This window comes from Halobacillus sp. ABA4_118 (assembly GCF_056160205.1).
In genome coordinates this window covers 1926603-1946006 of record NZ_JBSWWS010000001.1, presented here as the reverse complement: position 1 = coordinate 1946006, position 19404 = coordinate 1926603, and the positions used below count along the sequence as shown (strand labels likewise).

The following is a 19404-nucleotide window of genomic DNA, read 5'->3' as shown; positions in this document are numbered from 1 at the left end:
GAGATTAGAATGAGGTGATGAAAATGAAAGATACTGTATTGGTCATCGCTGCCCATCCGGACGATGAACTCCTTGGCACAGCAGGAACGCTGAAAAGATTCGTGGACCAGGGAAGTAGAGTCGTATCGATCATTACAGCAAACGGAAGAAAAGAAGAGGCTCATCACATTCAATATCTTGCCCGCAAGGCAAACCAAGAGATCGGAATTCAGGAAATGGTATTTTTAGAACACCCGAACTTGGAATTAGAAATGATGCCTCTCCATCTATTAACAAAGGAAATTGAAAGACTGATTGAGATTTACCAGCCATCGATCGTATTCACCCACCACTACGGGGATGTGAATATCGATCATCAGATTACGTTCCAGGCTGTACTCACAGCCGTCCGTCCCCTTCCTGGTAAACAGCCGATCGAGCTGATCACCTTCGAAACCGTATCTTCAAGCGAGTGGAATGCCCCGGGCAGTGATAAGCAGTTCAAGCCCAACTATTATGTGAATATATCTACAAAGATTGAAGAAAAAATCGCTTCCTTGAAACATTACGAAGTTGAAATGCGCGCCTTTCCCCATCCGCGTTCCTATGAAGGAGTCAAACATCTGGCGAGTGTCCGCGGGATGACTATCGGTGTTCCATACGCGGAAGCCTTTGAAGTAATCAGGAGGATATGGATATGAAGGAATCCTATTTTCCATACCCCCACCTGATCGCCGCTCTCGATGATTATTATGGAATCAAATCGAAGCCGCTCCACGCTTTCCTCGAAGGAAAAAGTAAAAAACCACGGCGGAAGAAGAAAACAAAACACAAACCCGGACAGAAAAAATTATCCATACTTCTGACGACCTTTTGGGATTATCCACATACCGGCGGACTTTCCAACTACATCACCACATTAAAAGAAGGCCTCGAATCTATGGGACATAAAGTCGATGTTATCTCACCCAGCCAATTTTCACCTAAAAAGGTACAAAAGCTCCGGGAAGCGATCGTCCCTGAATTAAAGACTTTCTTTGAACGGCGTTATGGCAGCAGTACAAGTAAAATCATCCAAAACTCACGTCTCCTTTATATCTATGAACAGATGATATCATCCGTCAAAGTGGAGAAATACGATATCCTTCACGCCCAGGATTTATTTACAGCCAACATCCTGGGAAGATTGAATGAAGGCATAGGAAAGCCGCTTCTTTTTACGCCCCACGGCATGTTCACCTTCAGCAGGGTCAAATTCAACCGCATTGAGGCAGGATCCGTCGAAGAAGTGTATTACAAAAAAATCGAAGAAAAAGCCATCGACTACGCCACCCACATGGTCATTTTGAGTGATTCCTTCCGTGAACCGTTGAGTGCTCTCGGAGCCAAACCGAACAAACTGACTACAATTCATACCGGCATTGAATTCAAAGACTTGAAGCGGAGGGACAGGAATGAGAAAGTTGTCATCGCCTGTATCGCAAGGCTGGGGCCCCGCAAAGGACATACGCATCTTTTCAAGGCACTGTCGATGATCAAGCGGATCGGCCAGCAGGCAGAGGTGTGGATTGTCGGGGACGGGGAAATGCGGGAAACGCTTGAAGCGGAGGTCCAATCGTTGAAGCTCTCCAACGTGAAGTTTCTAGGTAAGCGCGGGGACATTCCTGCCATTTTGAGTAAAACCGATATTTTCGTCCTTCCCACCGTCAACGACAACCTTCCGATTTCCATTATAGAAGCGATGCACAGCGGGGCAGCTGTCTTGACTACCGACTGTGGCGGCATCACGGAAATTGTCCACCACAATCAAACCGGTCTCGTGGTGGAACCGGGACATGTCGGCCAGTTAACCACCGAGCTCCAACGACTGCTTGGAGACGAAGCCTTACGAAGAAAGCTTAGCGGCGAGGCGTATGACTATGCCAAGAAGCACCTGACACGGGAAGCAATGGTCGGCCGCGTAGAACAACTCTACTATAACCTTCTCGATTCGGAGGGAGAATGATGTTCACACACCCAGCTGTCGTGCTTGATTTAAGTGCTAACGGCGTCGGAATCATCCACACTCTTGCCCGAAAAGGAATTGATGTGTACGCCTTCGATACAGAAGGGCCCTATGCCAAAGGAAAATCACGGCTCGCCCACTGCGCTGTCTGCCCAAGTCCCTTGACCCAGGAGGAAGAACTGCTTTCTTTTTTAATCCAAACCTCCGATTCTCTCGATCATAAACCCGTTCTCTATGCCGGGTCGGATGATTATGTGGTGTTCATTTCCAAGTACCGCCGTGAACTGTCCTCCTACTATCTGTTCTTATATCCCGATCATTCAACCATCATGGATCTGCTCGATAAAAAGAGAACCTATGAATTGGCCGTCCAGCATCACGTACCGACAGCGAAAACTTTTTTTATAGAAGATGAACAGCACCTGGATGAAGCCATTGCACAGTTGGAGTTCCCGTGTATTTTAAAGCCCGTATTCGGTCATGAATTCCGGAAACACGTCAACAAAAAGGCGATTCACATAGAGGATGCTGACATGCTGAAGGAGGTCTACCCGGCATACCGGGCCTTTGGAGAGCTGATCATACAGGAAATCATCCCCGGCGATAACCAATGCTTCTACAAAATCGCCACCTTTTTTGATGAGAACATGCGGTTACTCGCCCTTTTCACCCTGCAGAAAAATCACCAGTTCCCCGCCCGGTTTGGAACAGGCGCCCATATTGTGAGCAGGAGAATTCCCGAACTCGTGGAGGAAGGCCTCCCGCTGTTGGAAGCGTTGAACCTTAAAGGGATCGGAATGATCGAATACAAAAAAGACCCACGCGACGGCCGATACAAGCTCATTGAAATCAACCCTCGTTTCTGGCTCACCCACAGCTTAACCGGCGCTTCGGGCGTTGATTTTGCCTATTTTTACTACCTGCACCTGACAGGGCATCACCCCGCACCATCCTTACAGCAGACAGACGGCGTTCAGTGGATCTATCTTGTCCGCTATTTCCTGACCTTCCTTGAAAAAAGAAAGCACGGCGAAATGAATGTTCGAGATTTCCTAGAGGGGTTCAGGGGGAAGAAGGTTTTTGCTCTCCTTGCCCTCGATGACCCGATGCCTTTTATACGCAGCACCTTGTCCCATTTGAAGAATGCCTGTAAGAAGAACCGAAGGAGTGAGTAACCATGTATTCCGGCGCCGAACTGACGTCGATGTTTCATAAAAACCGTATTGAAGAGAAGCTCACTGCCTCTCTTGGAAAAAAAGTGTCGCTCATAGAGAATTCGGTACAAAACCTGAAGTCCACGAAGCGAAGCAGCATTTATCAGCTCGACCTTCAATCACACAACCAAACCTTTCCGATCATTTTCAAAATCTATCACTCGACCAAATATAAAAATGAAATTGAGATCAATATCTACAGCAGGGCCTATCCTTTCCTGAAAGAATTCCTCCCCAACATCTATCTGGTCGAGAGACACGGGTCCAATACGTGGGTGTTTATGGAGTTTGTCCGGCAGATCCGGGGACAATTGACGTTCACCCCCGACCATTTCGATCTCATCATCCCTGCCCTTGCCAAGCTGCACGCCCACACGTATGAGGAAAAGTTCAGAAGGGAGTCCGCGGCTCTGCAGCCTTGGTTTCCCATGTATGACTCTCCCGAAATGAAAAAAGACCGGGAAAAATTCATGTCCAATACACTAACCATGCTGACGAAGGCCAAAAAGGAAAAGCAGTGGAAGGATGTCATCAAACCTCATTACAAATCATTGAAAAACATGTATAAGCAGGGCCCTGATTTTTTCCCTGAACTTCTGGAAAGCGGGTTCTCCATCACCCACGGTGACCTTCACATGCAGAATATCTGTTCAAAGGATGTCCAGAAACCTACCGCCTGGCCCATTCAATTCATTGACTGGGAATCAGCGAAATTCGCCCCGTCCTGGTTCGATATGATTGTCATGGTCGAGATTTTGATCGCCTTCCGCAAAGACTGGCAGAACGACGCTGACAACATCCGCACTCGAGTCGTGGATGTTTATACAAAGGAAATGAAAAAGCATGGCATTGAGTTCCAAACACCGCCCATGAAGCTTTATAAAATGGCCTATCTCCAGCGGACCCTTGAAAAAGGACTGCACACCCAGCTGAGGCGCATCCTTGAAAACCGTGGAGGGGAACTCCTGCCCTACCATCTGGAGAAAATAGCTGCATGGGGGAAAGAGCTGGGAATTTACAAATAGATAAGAAAGGACGAGGAAACGTGAGTGAAATGCCATCCTTCCGCATTCATCCCGCTCTTACTGCTGTGATGGATCAGTATTTTTTAAAGAAGAAAGACGCCGCTCCCAACTCCCCCCATTCCTTCCACCAGCAGTCAATGGAATACCGGCCGCCGAAGTCTTTGACCATCTTATATGTAACGTTTTTTCGATATCCCAATACCGGCGGGCTGTCCCATTACATCACCTCCTTGAAAAACGGCATGGAGGCTGCAGGTCATCACGTTGATGTACTGGCCCCCGGGCACATGTCTTCCGTGCAGCTGGAGGAGTGGATTCCGGAAGCCGCAGCCGCCGCCCGGGCGTTCATGATGGACCGTTACGGATCAACAAACGAAAAAATCATAAAGAACCTCAGCTTTCTTCATGTGTTTTCAGCGTTTCTCAAAACCCAGAACCTTGAGAAGTATGACGTTATCCACGCCCAGGATCTGTTTGCCCTTTTCCTTCTTGGCGATCTGAATCAAACGTACCAAAAACCACTATTTTTCACCCCGCACGGTTTTTTTACGAAAAGCCGCCTGACATTCAACAAAATCCATAAAGGGTCCCTTGAAGAAGCCTATTTTACGTGTATTGAAAAAAGCGGGATAGCAGCCAGTACGAAAATTATCATGATCGCTGATTCCTTCCGCCCCAACCTGATGAATTTTGGAGCAGAGGAAGAAAAGCTGGTGACCGTTCATACCGGCATCGATTTTCAACCACTCCCGAACCGCCCCCGCGAAAAACTCACCATAACCTGCGTTTCCCGACTGTCCCCACGGAAAGGTCATGGGTACCTTTTAGAAGCGCTGGCACGTCTGCGGGAGTATAGGAATCATATGGACGTATGGATTGTCGGAGATGGTGTCATGAAAGAAATCCTGATGAAACAAGCGGAAGAATGGGTGCTGGATAACGTCACCTTCTGGGGCAGACGAGACGATATCCCGTCCATTCTCTCGCAGTCAGACATCTATGTTCTGCCTACGATCAATGACAACTTCCCTTTATCCATCATCGAAGCTATGCATTCGAAGCAGGCGGTCATCTCCACTACATGTGGGGGCATACCGGAAATGGTCCATCCTGAAAAAACCGGCATTCTCTGCGAACCGGGGAATGTAGAAGAACTGGTCCGGGCGCTCAGGCGTTTTATAACCAGCAAAGAAGAGCGCAGGCGGTTTGCCGCGGCCGCCGAGTCTTACGCACGCAGGCACCTTACCAGCGATATCATGACTAAAAAAATCGAAGCCGTTTACCAGAATCATTTATATAGAAAGGAGGGTTTTCAGTGAAAGTATTAGTGACCGGCGGAGCCGGATTCATTGGCTCCCGAATTGTCCACCTGCTATTGTCAGAAGGTCACATTCCCATTGTTTTAGACGATTTCTCCAACGGACGGAAAGAAAACCTTCCATGTGGAGTGAAGGTTTTCAAAAGACACCTTTCATCAAAAAAAGTGAAGGATATATTCGAAAGGGAGAGGCCCGATTTCGTGATGCACCTCGCTGCTCAAGTGAATGTGACGGAATCCCTTAAAAAACCAGCGGAAGACGCTGCCGTTAACATTTCAGGCACCGTAAAACTGTTGGAATACAGCAGCCGTTATGGCGTGAAAAAATTCATCTTCTCCTCCACCAGCGCCGTTTATGGGGAGAGCTGTGACACCCTCCACGAGGAAAACCCAACCAGCCCCCTGTCCTTTTATGGGGCCTCAAAATCAGCAGCCGAAACGTATATCCGATTGTTCCAAACACTTCACGGCCTTCCCTACACCATCTTCCGCTATGCGAATGTCTATGGTCCCGGGCAGCGCTCCGACGGGGAAGGTGGTGTAATCAGCATTTTTGTTGAGCAGCTGTTAAAGAACCAACCCCCGGTCATTTTCGGGGATGGCAGCCAGACCCGCGACTTTGTCTACGTCGATGATGTCGCGCGGGCCAACCTGCTTGCCATGACGAAGGCAGATAACCAAACCCTTAACATCGGCAGCGATACACAAACGTCGATCAAGGATCTATACTCCCGGCTTTCCGAGAAGTGTGGGATATCAACGGAGCCTGTTCATTATGAAAAACGGGAAGGTGACATCCGGCACAGCCGACTTTCCAATGCAAAGGCACGGAGCGAACTCACATGGACTCCAGCGCATGATTTGAATGAGGGGCTGGAGAAGACGGTCGATTATTATAAAGGAATATAGAAAACCCCGGAAGCCTCCCTGACGCAGAGGAGGCTCCCGGGGTTTCCATATTCCTGTCTACATCGTTTTAAAGGCATGGAAAAACTCCGACATCGTCCCGGCTTTAATAAATGGTTGTACAGTGGATGGACGATCAATCATCTGCCCGAGTTTTTCATATAATACCTGCAGATCCTCCTGGCTGTCCTTTTTCACACAGAGAAAACAAATCAATTGGACAGGCTTTCCCTCCCATAAAACAGGATTCTTCAGCGTACAAAAACTTAAGAACGTTTCCGATGATTGAGGGGTAATAGGATGAGGAATCGCGGTTAAGTTTCCAAAAGAGGTCGGTGCGACTGCTTCTCTTTCAAGAACGGCCTTGAGGAAAGTATCGTCTACCAAACCCTTATTCAATAGTTCGCCGCTCATAAATTCAAGGACTTCCTGTTTTGACTGACATTCTTTCTGTAAGTAGACGAGATCTTCACGTATATAATCGACGAATGCCTTTTTTCCTCCCACCACGGTTTCTTCAATCCTGAGCAGGTCGGATTCACTTACAATCGTATTCACCTCGATCACAGGAATCTCCAACCTTTGAATTGGGATGGAACTCACCACAAAATCAATGTCTGCTAAGTTATATTCGTCCAGTTTATAGTATTCCGTCGTTCCGGTAATATCCAGCTGACTGCCGAAATGTGATTTCAATTTATAATAAATCAGTTTCGCTGTCCCCATTCCAGAAGCACAGACGATCAAACATTTCTTTGGTCCTGTTTCCAATTTCCTTCTTTCTATAGCTGCCCCGAAATGGAGGGCCAGGTAACCTACTTCGTTTTCATCAATACTGACCCCTGTATGCTCTTCAATGACCACGCCGGCTGTCACTCCCGTCTCAAAGGCTAACGGATAATTTTTTTTGATATCCTCCAGCATCGGGTTGCGGATGTTCATTTCATACTTGAAGCGGTTGATGGCCGGTTTCAAATGGAGGCGGAGAGCCACGATTAATTCCTGATCTCCTCGGATTCCTAAATTGAATTCCCCATCGATCTTTTCCAAGATAGCTTTAACCAGATCGATGACCTGCTGATCCATAACCTGTTCTACAACCTCACTGGATGTGGTCAATAATTTCGTTCCAAGAAGGTGCAGCCCTATATAAGCGATCTCTATATTCGGAAACTCGACATGAAGAGAATCCTCCACCTCTTTTAAAATTTCTGCGGCTACCTGATACTGTTCCTGTTCTTCTATTTCCATCAGGTCATCCTGATACATCTCTACGTAGTTGCCACTTTGGACACGTTTGTAAGCGATCAGGATATGAATCAGCAGATTGTTCACCGCGATGTCGGATAGCGTCATGTCATGCTCATTGATTTTTCGGATGAGAATAGCGAATACCTTCTCTTTATCTTCTTTAGAAAAAGATTCCAGCTTGTCCGGAATACCTGTATTCTGCTGGTTAAATAAATATTCACTCAGGCAGAACCGGACCTTCATTTCTTCCCCCTTGATTTTCAGCCCATAATTCGGGCGGGATTCTAATGAAAGATCATAATTGAATAACTGCTTTTTGACTTCCTTCAAATCATTTTGAATCGTAGACTTGCTGATGAACATTTCCTCGGCAAGATCATCCAATTTGACATACCCTTCACTTAATAACAACTCTTTCAAAAGATAAGCGGCCCGGCCTTCCGGAGATTCCGGCAGTCGATTCCCAGCCGTTTCACCAGGATCATCCGTCCTCTTTAAAAACTCATGGAAAAGGGGAACATCATGGATCTCCAACTGATATCCCTTTCCCATAATGGTATGAATCTCCGCCCCGTTCTCTTGTAACCACCCATTCAGAGCTTTAATATCTTCCCTTGTGGTACGTGGAGTTACGTGATTAACACTGGCTAAGTAAGAACTGGAAAGCGGATAATCCACCGCCATTAATTTACGCAATATATTTTCCAATCGAGAGTTCAGCATATCGCTTCTCCTTACTGATCCATACTGTGGTAACCGATTGAACTACGCTTCACCGCGCAGAAGAGTTAAAACCCATTATTAGCCGCCACATTTTTAAACCAGTGCGCACTCTTTTTCAAGCTTCGTTCCTTCGTTTCCACATCGATGGAAATAAATCCATAACGGTTTTTATAGGCATTGGACCAGGACCAGTTATCCATCGTCGTCCACATATGATACCCTTTGGCATTGCACCCTTCCTGAACAGCTTTATGGAGCCACTTCAAATGCTCCGATACAAATTCAATACGGTAATCATCCTGGATTTCTCCGCCTTGCAGGAATCTCTCTTCGTTTTGTACCCCCATGCCATTCTCCGAAATAAATGACGGGATGTTTCCATAGTGATCCTTCAAATTCATCATAATATCATAGATTCCTTTTTCATAAATCTCCCACCCGCGATAGATGTTCATCCTTCTGCCCGGCATCTCGTAATGGTCGAAATACCATTCCGGAAGAAAAGGAGCATAAGGGTTTGGCAGATTTTCCTTAGCTTTCACACGACGAGGCTGATAATAGTTCACTCCTAGAATATCGACCGTATTGGCTTTCAACAGGGCTTGATCTTCCGGCTGCGAATCTGGGAGACAGCCATGCTCGGATAAAAGTTTGATCAATTCCTGAGGGTATTCACCAAGGACAGCGGGATCCAGAAAACTGCGGTTAAAGAATAAGTCAGCGATCCTGGAAGCACGCTGGTCAGCAGGGTTTCCGCTACGCGGATAAGAAGGAGTGAGGTTCAGGATGATCCCGATTTCCCCCTGGTGCTCATTCCTTTTAAAAGCTTCTACAGCTTTTGCACTGGCCAAAGCTGTGTGGTAGGCGACCTGGGCTGCCCGCTTCGCGTCCACGACGTTTGGATAATGGAAGTCATACAAGTATCCACCTTCTACAGGTACAATCGGCTCATTGAACGTAAACCACTTGGAAACCCGGTCTCCGAACAAACGGAAGGCTTCTTCTGCATATGCCCTGAATGCTTCGACAACCTGACGACTCTCCCAGCCCCCTTCCTCCTGCAGTTTCATCGGCATATCAAAGTGGAATAAGTTCACGAAGGGTTCGATATCGTTTTCGATCAATTCATCAATGACATCATTATAAAAAGCAGCTGCTTCCTCATTGACCGAGCCGCGCCCTTCAGGAATTAGTCTTGACCAGGAAATCGACAGCCGGAACGTATTATGGCCGATTTCTTTCATTAACCCGATATCTTCTTTGTAGCGGTGATAAAAATCTGAAGTTGTCTGCGGTCCTACATCCTGGAAAAAACGATGGGGCTCAGTTTTATACCAATGATCCCATATATTTTCCCCTTTCCCGCCTTCCTTTGCTGCACCTTCGATTTGCGTGGCAGAGGTGGCACTCCCCCACCAAAACCCTTCTGGAAATGAATACTCTACACTCATCATGATCTCCTCCTTTATTTCAAACGGTAAATTTCAATAATTTCCACAGCAAGATCTCTAACCGTCATGGAAGTCATTAAGTGATCCTGCCCATGGATTAAAAACACATTGATTTTTGTTTCCCCTCCGCCCGCTTCTTCTTGAAGCAGCTTTGTCTGAAAGCCGTGAGCCTTTGCCAGTTCATCATTGGCTTCCTCGATCAGCCGGTCGGATTCATCGAACTTTCCTTCCTTAGCGGCTTGGATCGCTTCCATCGCACTGGATTTTCCGTTCCCTGCGTGCAGGATGATCTGGAAGGCTGTTTCTGTTGCCGGATTCATTTCTTCATTCATTTCTCATCAATCCACCTTATATCATTCTGAAGTTACCCCTGATCCTTTATTCAACCATGTCTCCCTTACCTTCATCTTCATAGTATTTTTTATCTAATATTTTCAGAAACGGCCACCAGATGATGAAGACGATAAACAGATTGAATGCTTGAAGCGCTGCGCCCTGCCACGCATTCCCTGTTGCCAGAAAACCACTGAGAAGCGGCGGTGTTGTCCATGGGACAATGATTCCTGCAGGTTTTGGCACCAGTCCTGTCGACATTGCAAAAAATGTAACCAGTGTTATAACAACAGGAGCTACTAACCATGGGATAAGGATCAATGGATTCATGACAATTGGTAAACCGAAAATAATCGGTTCGTTCACATTAAACAATCCCGCTGGTGCCCCTAATTTACCCAGTTCTTTCAACTGTCGGCTTTTACCTATAACAAAGATTAAAATAATAACCGCAAGCGTCATCCCCGTTCCACCCATACCGACAAGAAATGTATCGATGAATTGCTTTGTAACAACGTTCGGAAGTTCATTTCCAGCCTGGAAGGCATCAAGATTTTGTTCATTCAAGGCATACCAGATCGGGTCGAATACAGAGTTGACGATAATCTGACCATGCAGCCCGAAGAACCAGAAGACCTGAATCATAATAACCGCTACGATTGTAGCCGGCAGTCCACTTCCCAACGCTGTCAATGGTTCCTGGATCAACGTATAGATAAAGTTCTGAACCGTATCGAATGGTGTGAAGCTGAATAAAATACGTACGAGCAAAAACACGGACAATGTCAACGTTATTGGAATCAGTGCGCTGAAGGACTTGGAAACCGCACCAGGAACACCCGAAGGCATTTTAATCATCCAATTCTTCTGAACAAAGAAGCGGTAAAGCTCTGCGGAGATAAAGGCAGTGAATATTCCCAGGAACATTCCTTCTGCACCTAGACTGGAGGTCGGAATAACGCCGTTGACGCCCTCCAGAATCTGAGGGGTCAAAATGAGAAAGGAGGCCAAGGCTACGACGCCTCCATAGATGGACTCCAACTCATAATGCTCGGTCAATTTATAACCGATTCCGACAATGACGAACATTCCCATGATACTCAGGGTGGAGGCCGAAGCAGGTCCGAGTGCATTTTGATACGCTGCAAACGCCTCTTCACTGATCATTTTGTCAAGGAATGGAAAGTTAGCTATAACTACAAAGATCGAACCGAAAATGATTAAAGGCAGAGCTACCATGAAGCCGTCTCTTAACGCAGTTAAATAGCGGTTGTTATTCAGCTTATCTGCAATCGGCAGCAAAAACCCCTCTAAAAACTCCATAAATTTATTCATGCTGGATGCCCCCTGAATGGATATTAATGGTTCTCGATCGTACCAAGCGCGTTTTCTAAAACAGCTTTACCATCGACTCTTCCGTAGGCGACTGGATCGATCACCTCAACAGGGATGCCCACTGCTTCAGCAGCTTTGGAAAATTTCTTTTTCATGAAGCGCATCTGTGGACCGATAAGCAGGATATCGGCCTGCTCCATTTCTGTTAAAGCCTTATCCTGACCGACCGCCCATATGTTCACGTCCAATCCTTTTTCTTCAGCGACCTTCTCCATTTTTGAAACCAATAAGCTTGTAGACATGCCTGATGAGCAGGCTAATAAAATGTTCTTCATTTGTGCGTCCCCCTTGATTCGTTTGTTTTACCTTAATTCCATTGTATTTTAAAAGCGCTTTCATTTACACGTATGCTTTTTCCTCTATAGGTAGGAAATAATTAATGGCATACGAGTCTTACGTACCGTTGATACCAATAAAAAAAGAAAGCTGCGGCTACCAACGGTCACAGCTTCCCTTTTCCTATCTATAGGTTTCCTTCAATGAGCCCGCGTATCGATCATCATCGTTAAACCTACTTCTCCAATCCAGCCACGCCAAATCCTCCGGGACCTGAATGTGTTGAAATCATGGCCCCCGCCTGGATCCATGTTGTATGGTGGAACCCATACTCTTCAGCGATTTCTTCCATCCGTTGCTTCACCTTTTCATCAAGTCCGATGGAATAGATCATATAAAGCTGACGAGTATCCAAGTCGAATGCACTCAGGTAATCTCTCAGGAGCTTTTCAGCCGCTCCCATCACCCTTCCTCTGTACTTTTTAGTGGACATGAGGTTTCCATCTTTCAACTCTATGCAGGGCTTTATTTTCAACAACGTGCCTACAAGAGAAGCGGTATTGCTTACCCGGCCTCCAGCTTTCAAAAATTCAAGGCTGCCGGGAATGAAGGCCAGCCTTGTTTTCGGAACCACTTCCTCGATTTCCTGCATTAACTGCTGTGCATTCACGTCAGGATTCCGGCCTAATAACTCTGCGGCATACAGGACGATTGCGGCTAATCCACCAGTCACATTCAGAGCATCAATGAGATGGAGATCCTCGAATTCTTCAGAAGCGATGACGGCATGTTGAAAAGAAGATGACGCTTTTGATGTGTAACCAATATGAATGATCGTACAGCCAGGGTACTGCTCTCTTATCTTTGTAAAGAATTGCTCATATTCATAAACATTGGTGGAGGTCGTCGTGGGAATTTGTTTCGTGCGGGTATAATAATCATAAATCTCCTGAACAGGCAGAGAGCCATCTAAATAATCCCTGCCGTCCATAATAATGTGCATAGGAACCACTTGGATCTTGTGCTTGTCCGCTAAATCAGAGGGGATATCGGCCCCGCTTTCTGTCGATAAGACGATTTGTCCCATACTACTGCCTCCTGAATGATTAGAGATTCTTACTATCTTCCCTCCACACATTCCCTCCACGTTCCAATTCTAAAAGCCATTTCTTTCTCGCGCTTCCTCCCCCATATCCGCCGACCGTACCATCACTGAGAATGACTCGGTGGCACGGGACAATAAGGGCGAGCTGATTAGCCCCGTTCGCTCCAGCAACGGCACGGACAGCCGCAGGCTTCCCGATGGCACGGGCAATTTCTGTATATGTGCGGGTTTCCCCTGCAGGAATTTCCCTTAGTTCGTCCCATACCCTCGTTTGAAAAGGAGTGCCTGTGAATGCCACAGGTGTTGTGAATTCGGTTAATTCTCCATCAAAATACAGATGCAGTTCTTCCTCAATGGTTTGCATAGGCGGCGTTTTCCCTGGGATGATAACAGCCTTCTTTTTTCTCCTGAGCACTTCCACTTCTTTTTCCAATCCTCGCCGATCCACAAACTCCAATAAGTACAGATGCGTTTCATCCGCAACAGCAATCATCGGTCCCATCCTGGTGTCCAGCCACGATGCTTTCAACAGTTGGTTTTCCTGAGCAGAGGCCGGGGACTCCCCCATGATTCGGGAAAAAGCGTCCCTAAACCCGCTGCTGGATTCGTAACCGCTGTTCAACTGCGCATCAATGACTGATTTCCCTGACCGGATTTCCTTCATCGCAAGGCCCATTCTCCGGGCCCGTGCATATTGCACAAAGGTCATGCCGAAACGTTTTTTAAACTGGCGGCGGGCGGTGGACTCATCGACGGAGAGCTCGCGGAAGTCCTTTTCTCTCCATTTCTTCTCCGGGTTTTCCTCCACCGCCTGGACCAGTTTCTGCACAAGCGCAGAGACTTGGTCAGGGTGGGAAAGCGGGGTACATCTTCTGCAGGGACGAAACGATGCAAGAAGCGCTTCCTGCGGGGTAAGGAAGAATTCACAATTCTCATACTTCGGCTTCCTTGCCGGACAGGTGGGACGGCAGAATACTCCCGTGCTTGTGACCCCTGCAAAGAAAAGCCCTTCATAGGCTGCATTTCTTTCGAGTAAGGCTTGGTAGAATTCTTTTCTCTTATCATCACTTATCATAAGAACACCTCTTTACAATTGATCAAAACCAGGATGCTTTTCTTTATTATAGAGGGAATTCCACCATCCGCAGCCGAAAATCAGGCATCGATTTGTTCTTCAAAGGCTCCTATCTTTTTATATTCGGCTCCAGAACAGTCTCGTCCTGTCTATCCCAAAAAAATGCCTCTCAAGAGGACGGTAATTCCTGAAAGGCTTTTAGTAAGGAGGACCGATATCCACGTCTACTCTTCTTCATTCACTCCAAGCGTCATACCGCCATCCACCACAATTTCCGTTCCGGTACAGTAGGAACTTTCATCTGAGGCTAGAAAAGCAGCCACACGGGCGATTTCAACCGGCTGGCCGATACGCCCAAGGGGGACCGAATCATAAAACGAGGGAACTCCCTGCCCCTGGGTAGCCATTTCCGTCTCAATACCGCCGGGATGAATCATATTCACCCGGATTCCCTTCTTACCGAGCTCAATCGCTGCCGCTTTGGACATCGCGACCACCGATGCTTTCGTCGCGGCATACGCCGATGACTTGGCAATCGGAGAAAACGAGGAGATGGATAAATTGTTGATGATGGACCCTTTTCTCTGTTTTTCCATTTGAGGCTCAACAGCCTTCATCCCTCGAAAGACCCCGAGCTGATTCACATCAATCATTTGCTGGTATTCATCCATCGTAATCTCTTCAAATGGTTTGCGGATCAAGACACCTGCGTTATTGATGAGAACGTCAATGGCTCCGAAGTTCTCTACAATTTCTTCTACAGCCCCGTCCCAATCCGAATCTTTCGTAACGTCCAGTTTTACGGGATAAGCCTCATCGATTTCGTTCGCTGTTGCTTGAGCATCTTCCCATTTCCTTGCGCCTACCATCACCTTTGCCCCAAGAGAGGCAAGGTGCTCCGCCATCGCTTTTCCCTGTCCACGATTGGCTCCCGTGATCAAAATGACTTGGTCCGTTAAGTCAGCCATGCATATACCTCCATGTGTTCTTTTATGATTGAAGCTTTAACTTCAGCTTCAATCTTATACGTAAAACATGATTATACGGACAGACGTCGTTCTTGTCTAATTCATTATTTTCAAACATGAATCATATCCCCACACACAAGAGGAACACCAATCAAAAAAGCTGGAGACCATTATTATGGTCTCCAGCTTTTCCTCGCATATATATTTATCGTGAACAATGATGATCAATGCGCCATCATTTCATGAGCGATCTCCTGACCATCCATGTCTGATGGATAATACGTCGGCCAGTTTGTCACTTCGTCCAATAGTGCTTCACGGTCATCTCCCCAGTAAAGGTGGTAGTGATCCGCGTCAGTTGGAGTGATACTGTGATCACTGAACTGGATGTATTGAGGAAGATCCCCATCCTCTTCTGTTAATTCATAAATATAACGGACCCCTCTATTACCCGCTTCATAGGTAAGGATTTCATAACCATCATAGGTATAGGTTCCCGACGACTTTTCTCCATCTTCGAAGAACGTTACATCATTTCCATCAAAAATAATGCGTTCCACATCGGTTTCGTAACCGATGTTATAGTACTCTTTATATTCTTCTGCTGTCATATCTCTGTCATTCTCAGCCTTATGAGCAAACACTTCATCAAGTGTTCCATCCTGAAGGTATGGATATACAGACTGCCAGTCCCCTTCCCAGTCTGTCAGTTCACGATCTTTCACCTGCTCATCTTCAAAGTACCCATCATAAATCTGCTGGGCTTCTTCGTCTTCCGCATGGCTGTGATTATGATCGTGGCCGCTGTGCTCGTCTGATTCAGAAGATTCCTCTGAATCAGACGGTTCTCCGGATAACCCTTCTGTCAATACTTCTAAATTCCGCTTCATGAGGGTGAAATAATCTTCTTCATTGTTGATATCTTCTTCCGTCAACACAGACAAATTATGAAGACGCAGAGATTCTGCCCCGATTTCTTTTCTAACGACATCCGCAACTTTAGGTGTAACATTCTGCTCAAAGAATACATGGTTGATGTTATGCTGTTCAGCCGTTTCAACTATGGCTTCCAAATCTTTTTGAGAAGGTTCATTGGTTGGACTTAAACCAGAAACAGAAACCTGCTCAACACCGTAGGATTGTTCCCAATATCCATAAGCGGCATGAGAAACGATGAATTTATTCTTTGGTGCTGCTTCCAATTGATCGTGGAATTCCTGATCCAGCCCTTCAAGGTTGCTTTTTAGTTCCTCGAAGTTTTCATTATAGGTATCTTCCTGCTCAGGATTCAGTTCAACCAGTGTATCTTTAATATTCTCAGCTACCTGAATAGAAAGGATGGGATCAAGCCAGACGTGCGGGTCCTGGTCCCCGTGGTTATGTCCAGCGTGTTCATCTTCGCTGCTTCCTTCTTTCTCCTCATGAGCATGTTCGCCCTCATGATCTTCTTCTTCTTCATGAGCATGTTCCTCCTCGTGAGTTCCTTCTTCTTCCTCATGGTTATGGGCATGCTCTTTTAATTCAATCCCCGTGGATGCTTCCAGAATTTTCACATCTTCAGATTTAATAGAATCTGAGATTTTTTCTGCATAGGGTTCCAATCCGGCACCGTTGTAAATAAATGCGTCTGCTTCTGCCATTTCAATCATTTCTTTTGATGTTGGTTCATATGTGTGAGGATCTGAACCCGGAGGCAGAATCGATTGCACATCCGCCTGCCCCCCTGCAATCTGCTCAGCAAAATACTGAAGGGGATAAACCGTCGTATAAATACTCAACGCTTCACTTGAACCATCGGATTGTTCTCCTTCTTCACTATTGCTTGATTCTTCTTCTCCACATGCTGTAAGTACGAATATGAAAGCAAATAAACTCACTACGCCAATTATTTTTTTTAACATATTTTCTCCTCCTTATTTCCTAAATCATTCTATCGTAATCATTACGAATTGTAAACAGTAATCATTACGATGAATCCCAAAAAATAAAGCCGGTTTATTCCAACCGGCTTAGTGACATTGTGGACATTCTCCATAAATCTCAAATTTATGATGTTCGATTTGATAACCCTGCAGCTTTTCTATTACGTTCATAGGACAGAACTCAACCTCTTTCGTACTCCCACAGCTGTTACAAATGAAATGGTGATGATGCTCATTAGAATCGCATGCAAGTCGGAAATGTTTTTCTCCATGAAGCACAGTCGCTTCTAACATTTCTTCATCCGTTAAAAGATATAAATTTCTATAGATCGTATCATAACTCACACTGGGAAAGTCCTGTTGAATCATTCTCAACACTTCTTTAGCTGCTATATATTGATCCTGACTAACAAAAATCTCAAGCATACGTTCTCTCTGCTTAGTATGTTTGTACCCTTTTTCTTTTAACAATTGGATAGCTGTATTCAAATTCATCATTCTTCACCCCTTACCCACATTTGTGTGCTGATTGAATTAAAAATCATAGATGATGCCCACATCTATTACAATACGTCGCAGACAAATCACTCAGCCATTCCGATTAGCACGCGTTGTATACCTGGTTAATAGAAAGAACACCTAATTCATAGTCATTACTATTTAATTCATATTAATTTTAAAGGAGAAATATAAGCGATTCAAGAATATTTTCACCTCGATATCATCGCACCAATCACAATCCAGGAAAGCTTCAAGCGGCACATTGTGTAAGGGAAGGAAACCACAACCTATCTAAGGCTGTGATTCTTTTTTGTTTTCTCAACCAGTAAAAGCTGGTAGTGGATCATGGAGGTCATGCCAGTCCCTATCCATTTCTTCGTCTGTCAGCAGACATTGATCGAGTCCTTTGATGATTTCCTCTTTATTCATTTTTATACCGATAAATACCAATTCCGTCATGCGGTCTCCATACTTATCATCCCATCGTTCCGCTAACTCTGGTTCTTCTTTCAAAATCTCTTCCTGTTCTTCTTCTGGGTACGTAGCTATCCAGTCTCCGACTCCTTGGATAGCGAGAGAAGTTCCAGCCTGAGATAATAACCCAGACGTGTCATTTCTCGAAGCCAGCCAGAAGAATCCTTTGGATCGAACGATTCCTTCCGGCCAATTCTCCAGCCAATTCATCCAGCGCTCCGGGTGAAATGGTCTCTTCCTCCGATAAACAAAAGAGCCAATCCCGTATTCTTCACTTTCCGGGACATGTTCTTCATTTAGTTCTTTAATCCATCCTGCTCCCTGACTTGCTTGTTCAAAATCAAATAAACCTGTATTTAAAACTTCATGGAGAGGCACTTGACTGTAAGTCGTATCCACCACTTTGGCGTGAGGATTTAATTGTTTGATAACAGCCTTTAATTCCTCTCTATTGACTTCTTCTACTAAATCGATTTTATTCAATAGAATAACGTTCGCAAATTCAATTTGGTCGATCAATAGGTCGATCACTTCCCTGGCATCGTTTTCATCAGCCCCTTGATTACGGTCCAGTAAGTTTTCTCCTGATCCATAATCATCCCAGAAGCGATTGGCATCGACGACGGTTACCATGGTGTCTAATCGACAGTGGTTACCAAGGTTGATTCCCAGTTCTTCATCTTCATACGTAAAGCTCTGGGCAACGGGAATGGGTTCTGATATTCCGGTGGACTCAATAACGATATAATCGATATCCAGGTTGGAAAGCTTTTCTACCTCCTTAATTAAATCGTCCCTCAGCGTACAGCAGATGCAGCCATTCTGTAATTCAACCAACTTTTCTTCTGTCCGGCTGAATCCACCTTGCTTGATCATATCTGCATCTATGTTGACTTCACTCATATCATTTACAATGACCGCAATTTTGAGGTCTTCTCTATTGTGCAACAAATGATTTAATAACGTCGTTTTTCCGGACCCTAAATAACCACTCAAAACGGTTACTGGTATCTTCTTTGACATCTTTTCTCCTCCTAAGCGGATGATACGGTTTAATCTACCGCTTTTCCAGCACCCTGCCATATTTTCATTTAAATTCAAGGGTAATAGTCAGCTGCACACGTTCTGGAATGCCTGCAGCCAACACCCTTGAAGTTCACCACCAATGATGATTTACTTATTCAGGCACACTCCTACCCTTTTACTTACCAGCTTGCTTTTTTCACACCGGGAACCTGGCCTTTATGAGCATATTCCCTAAAAGCAATGCGGGACATTTTGAACTTCCTCATATAGCCGCGCGGTCTCCCGGTCACTTCACACCTGCCGGTCAAACGAGTAGGAGAAGAATCACGTGGAAGCTTCCTTAGGGCTTCGTAATCTCCTTTCGCTTTTAGTTCTCTTCGAAGATCAGCGTATTTCGCTACCATTTCTTGTCTCTTTTTTTCTTTTGCTACTTTTGATTTCTTAGCCATTTAAAATC

At 45.6% G+C, this 19404-nt stretch carries 18 protein-coding genes; 6 read left to right on the top strand and 12 right to left on the bottom strand.

The features are described from left to right. The first annotated feature begins 23 nt into the window (after positions 1-23). Genes ACXAGL_RS09745 through ACXAGL_RS09720 form a run of 6 tightly spaced genes read left to right on the top strand, consistent with a single transcriptional unit; the run spans position 24 to position 6450 of the window. On the top strand, positions 24-680 hold the full coding sequence (locus ACXAGL_RS09745) for a PIG-L deacetylase family protein (RefSeq protein WP_474967274.1): 657 nt from the start codon (positions 24-26) through the stop codon (positions 678-680). Continuing rightward, the gene (locus tag ACXAGL_RS09740) at positions 677-1984 is read left to right on the top strand and encodes a glycosyltransferase family 4 protein (protein WP_474972137.1); all 1308 of its coding nucleotides are present in this window, start codon (positions 677-679) and stop codon (positions 1982-1984) included. Before ACXAGL_RS09745 ends, ACXAGL_RS09740 begins: the two co-directional genes overlap by 4 nt. Beyond that, complete coding sequence (locus ACXAGL_RS09735; protein WP_474990975.1) at positions 1981-3159, top strand: carboxylate--amine ligase; 1179 nt, start codon at positions 1981-1983, stop codon at positions 3157-3159. The genes ACXAGL_RS09740 and ACXAGL_RS09735 overlap by 4 nt, the downstream gene beginning before the upstream one ends. A 2-nt stretch (positions 3160-3161) precedes the next feature. Next, positions 3162-4223, top strand: coding sequence for a protein kinase family protein (locus ACXAGL_RS09730; protein WP_474990973.1), 1062 nt, complete (start codon positions 3162-3164; stop codon positions 4221-4223). A 29-nt stretch (positions 4224-4252) separates the two neighbouring features. Beyond that, positions 4253-5542: a glycosyltransferase family 4 protein gene (locus tag ACXAGL_RS09725; protein ID WP_474992353.1), complete on the top strand. Its 1290-nt coding sequence runs from the start codon at positions 4253-4255 to the stop codon at positions 5540-5542. After that, positions 5539-6450, top strand: coding sequence for an NAD-dependent epimerase/dehydratase family protein (locus tag ACXAGL_RS09720; RefSeq protein ID WP_474990971.1), 912 nt, complete (start codon positions 5539-5541; stop codon positions 6448-6450). Before ACXAGL_RS09725 ends, ACXAGL_RS09720 begins: the two co-directional genes overlap by 4 nt. 57 nt (positions 6451-6507) lie before the next feature. Here ACXAGL_RS09720 and ACXAGL_RS09715 read toward each other — a convergent pair whose 3' ends face one another. The 12 genes from ACXAGL_RS09715 to rpsN form a co-directional block, all read right to left on the bottom strand. Further along, positions 6508-8421, bottom strand: a complete 1914-nt coding sequence (locus ACXAGL_RS09715) for a BglG family transcription antiterminator (RefSeq protein WP_474990969.1) — start codon at positions 8419-8421, stop codon at positions 6508-6510. A gap of 65 nt (positions 8422-8486) precedes the next feature. Next, positions 8487-9872 carry a glycoside hydrolase family 1 protein gene (locus ACXAGL_RS09710; RefSeq protein ID WP_474990967.1) on the bottom strand — a complete coding sequence of 462 codons (1386 nt, stop codon included), beginning with the start codon at positions 9870-9872 and terminating at the stop codon, positions 8487-8489. A gap of 14 nt (positions 9873-9886) precedes the next feature. Continuing rightward, positions 9887-10204 (bottom strand): PTS sugar transporter subunit IIA, encoded by a 318-nt coding sequence (locus ACXAGL_RS09705; RefSeq protein ID WP_474967267.1) that lies wholly within the window; start codon positions 10202-10204, stop codon positions 9887-9889. Between the two features lie 46 nt (positions 10205-10250). After that, complete coding sequence (gene celB / locus ACXAGL_RS09700) at positions 10251-11540, bottom strand: PTS cellobiose transporter subunit IIC (RefSeq protein ID WP_474967266.1); 1290 nt, start codon at positions 11538-11540, stop codon at positions 10251-10253. Between the two features lie 23 nt (positions 11541-11563). Then, complete coding sequence (locus ACXAGL_RS09695; RefSeq protein ID WP_474972144.1) at positions 11564-11875, bottom strand: lactose/cellobiose PTS transporter subunit IIB; 312 nt, start codon at positions 11873-11875, stop codon at positions 11564-11566. A gap of 236 nt (positions 11876-12111) precedes the next feature. Beyond that, positions 12112-12963, bottom strand: coding sequence for a DegV family protein (locus ACXAGL_RS09690; protein WP_474990965.1), 852 nt, complete (start codon positions 12961-12963; stop codon positions 12112-12114). Between the two features lie 19 nt (positions 12964-12982). After that, on the bottom strand, positions 12983-14056 hold the full coding sequence (locus tag ACXAGL_RS09685) for a bifunctional transcriptional activator/DNA repair enzyme AdaA (RefSeq protein WP_474990963.1): 1074 nt from the start codon (positions 14054-14056) through the stop codon (positions 12983-12985). 224 nt (positions 14057-14280) lie between these two features. After that, the gene (locus ACXAGL_RS09680) at positions 14281-15024 is read right to left on the bottom strand and encodes an SDR family NAD(P)-dependent oxidoreductase (RefSeq protein WP_474990961.1); all 744 of its coding nucleotides are present in this window, start codon (positions 15022-15024) and stop codon (positions 14281-14283) included. A gap of 224 nt (positions 15025-15248) precedes the next feature. Further along, on the bottom strand, positions 15249-16925 hold the full coding sequence (locus tag ACXAGL_RS09675; RefSeq protein WP_474990959.1) for a metal ABC transporter solute-binding protein, Zn/Mn family: 1677 nt from the start codon (positions 16923-16925) through the stop codon (positions 15249-15251). Between the two features lie 108 nt (positions 16926-17033). Further along, on the bottom strand, positions 17034-17441 hold the full coding sequence (locus ACXAGL_RS09670; RefSeq protein WP_160841225.1) for a Fur family transcriptional regulator: 408 nt from the start codon (positions 17439-17441) through the stop codon (positions 17034-17036). 324 nt (positions 17442-17765) lie between these two features. After that, entirely contained in the window at positions 17766-18944 is a 1179-nt protein-coding gene (locus tag ACXAGL_RS09665) for a GTP-binding protein (RefSeq protein ID WP_474990957.1), read from the bottom strand. A gap of 182 nt (positions 18945-19126) precedes the next feature. Then, positions 19127-19396 (bottom strand): 30S ribosomal protein S14, encoded by a 270-nt coding sequence (gene rpsN, locus ACXAGL_RS09660; RefSeq protein WP_027955559.1) that lies wholly within the window; start codon positions 19394-19396, stop codon positions 19127-19129. Between the last annotated feature and the right edge of the window lie 8 nt (positions 19397-19404).

What these genes read in the sequence shown, in the direction of transcription:
- ACXAGL_RS09745 (WP_474967274.1), top strand. Translation starts at nt 24, where the DNA reads ATGAAAGATACTGTATTGGTCATCGCTGCCCATCCGGACGATGAACTC.
- ACXAGL_RS09740 (WP_474972137.1), top strand. Translation starts at nt 677, where the DNA reads ATGAAGGAATCCTATTTTCCATACCCCCACCTGATCGCCGCTCTCGAT.
- ACXAGL_RS09735 (WP_474990975.1), top strand. Translation starts at nt 1,981, where the DNA reads ATGATGTTCACACACCCAGCTGTCGTGCTTGATTTAAGTGCTAACGGC.
- ACXAGL_RS09730 (WP_474990973.1), top strand. Translation starts at nt 3,162, where the DNA reads ATGTATTCCGGCGCCGAACTGACGTCGATGTTTCATAAAAACCGTATT.
- ACXAGL_RS09725 (WP_474992353.1), top strand. Translation starts at nt 4,253, where the DNA reads ATGCCATCCTTCCGCATTCATCCCGCTCTTACTGCTGTGATGGATCAG.
- ACXAGL_RS09715 (WP_474990969.1), bottom strand. Translation starts at nt 8,421, where the DNA reads ATGCTGAACTCTCGATTGGAAAATATATTGCGTAAATTAATGGCGGTG.
- ACXAGL_RS09710 (WP_474990967.1), bottom strand. Translation starts at nt 9,872, where the DNA reads ATGAGTGTAGAGTATTCATTTCCAGAAGGGTTTTGGTGGGGGAGTGCC.
- ACXAGL_RS09705 (WP_474967267.1), bottom strand. Translation starts at nt 10,204, where the DNA reads ATGAATGAAGAAATGAATCCGGCAACAGAAACAGCCTTCCAGATCATC.
- celB (WP_474967266.1), bottom strand. Translation starts at nt 11,540, where the DNA reads ATGAATAAATTTATGGAGTTTTTAGAGGGGTTTTTGCTGCCGATTGCA.
- ACXAGL_RS09695 (WP_474972144.1), bottom strand. Translation starts at nt 11,875, where the DNA reads ATGAAGAACATTTTATTAGCCTGCTCATCAGGCATGTCTACAAGCTTA.
- ACXAGL_RS09690 (WP_474990965.1), bottom strand. Translation starts at nt 12,963, where the DNA reads ATGGGACAAATCGTCTTATCGACAGAAAGCGGGGCCGATATCCCCTCT.
- ACXAGL_RS09685 (WP_474990963.1), bottom strand. Translation starts at nt 14,056, where the DNA reads ATGATAAGTGATGATAAGAGAAAAGAATTCTACCAAGCCTTACTCGAA.
- ACXAGL_RS09680 (WP_474990961.1), bottom strand. Translation starts at nt 15,024, where the DNA reads ATGGCTGACTTAACGGACCAAGTCATTTTGATCACGGGAGCCAATCGT.
- ACXAGL_RS09675 (WP_474990959.1), bottom strand. Translation starts at nt 16,925, where the DNA reads ATGTTAAAAAAAATAATTGGCGTAGTGAGTTTATTTGCTTTCATATTC.
- ACXAGL_RS09670 (WP_160841225.1), bottom strand. Translation starts at nt 17,441, where the DNA reads ATGAATTTGAATACAGCTATCCAATTGTTAAAAGAAAAAGGGTACAAA.
- ACXAGL_RS09665 (WP_474990957.1), bottom strand. Translation starts at nt 18,944, where the DNA reads ATGTCAAAGAAGATACCAGTAACCGTTTTGAGTGGTTATTTAGGGTCC.
- rpsN (WP_027955559.1), bottom strand. Translation starts at nt 19,396, where the DNA reads ATGGCTAAGAAATCAAAAGTAGCAAAAGAAAAAAAGAGACAAGAAATG.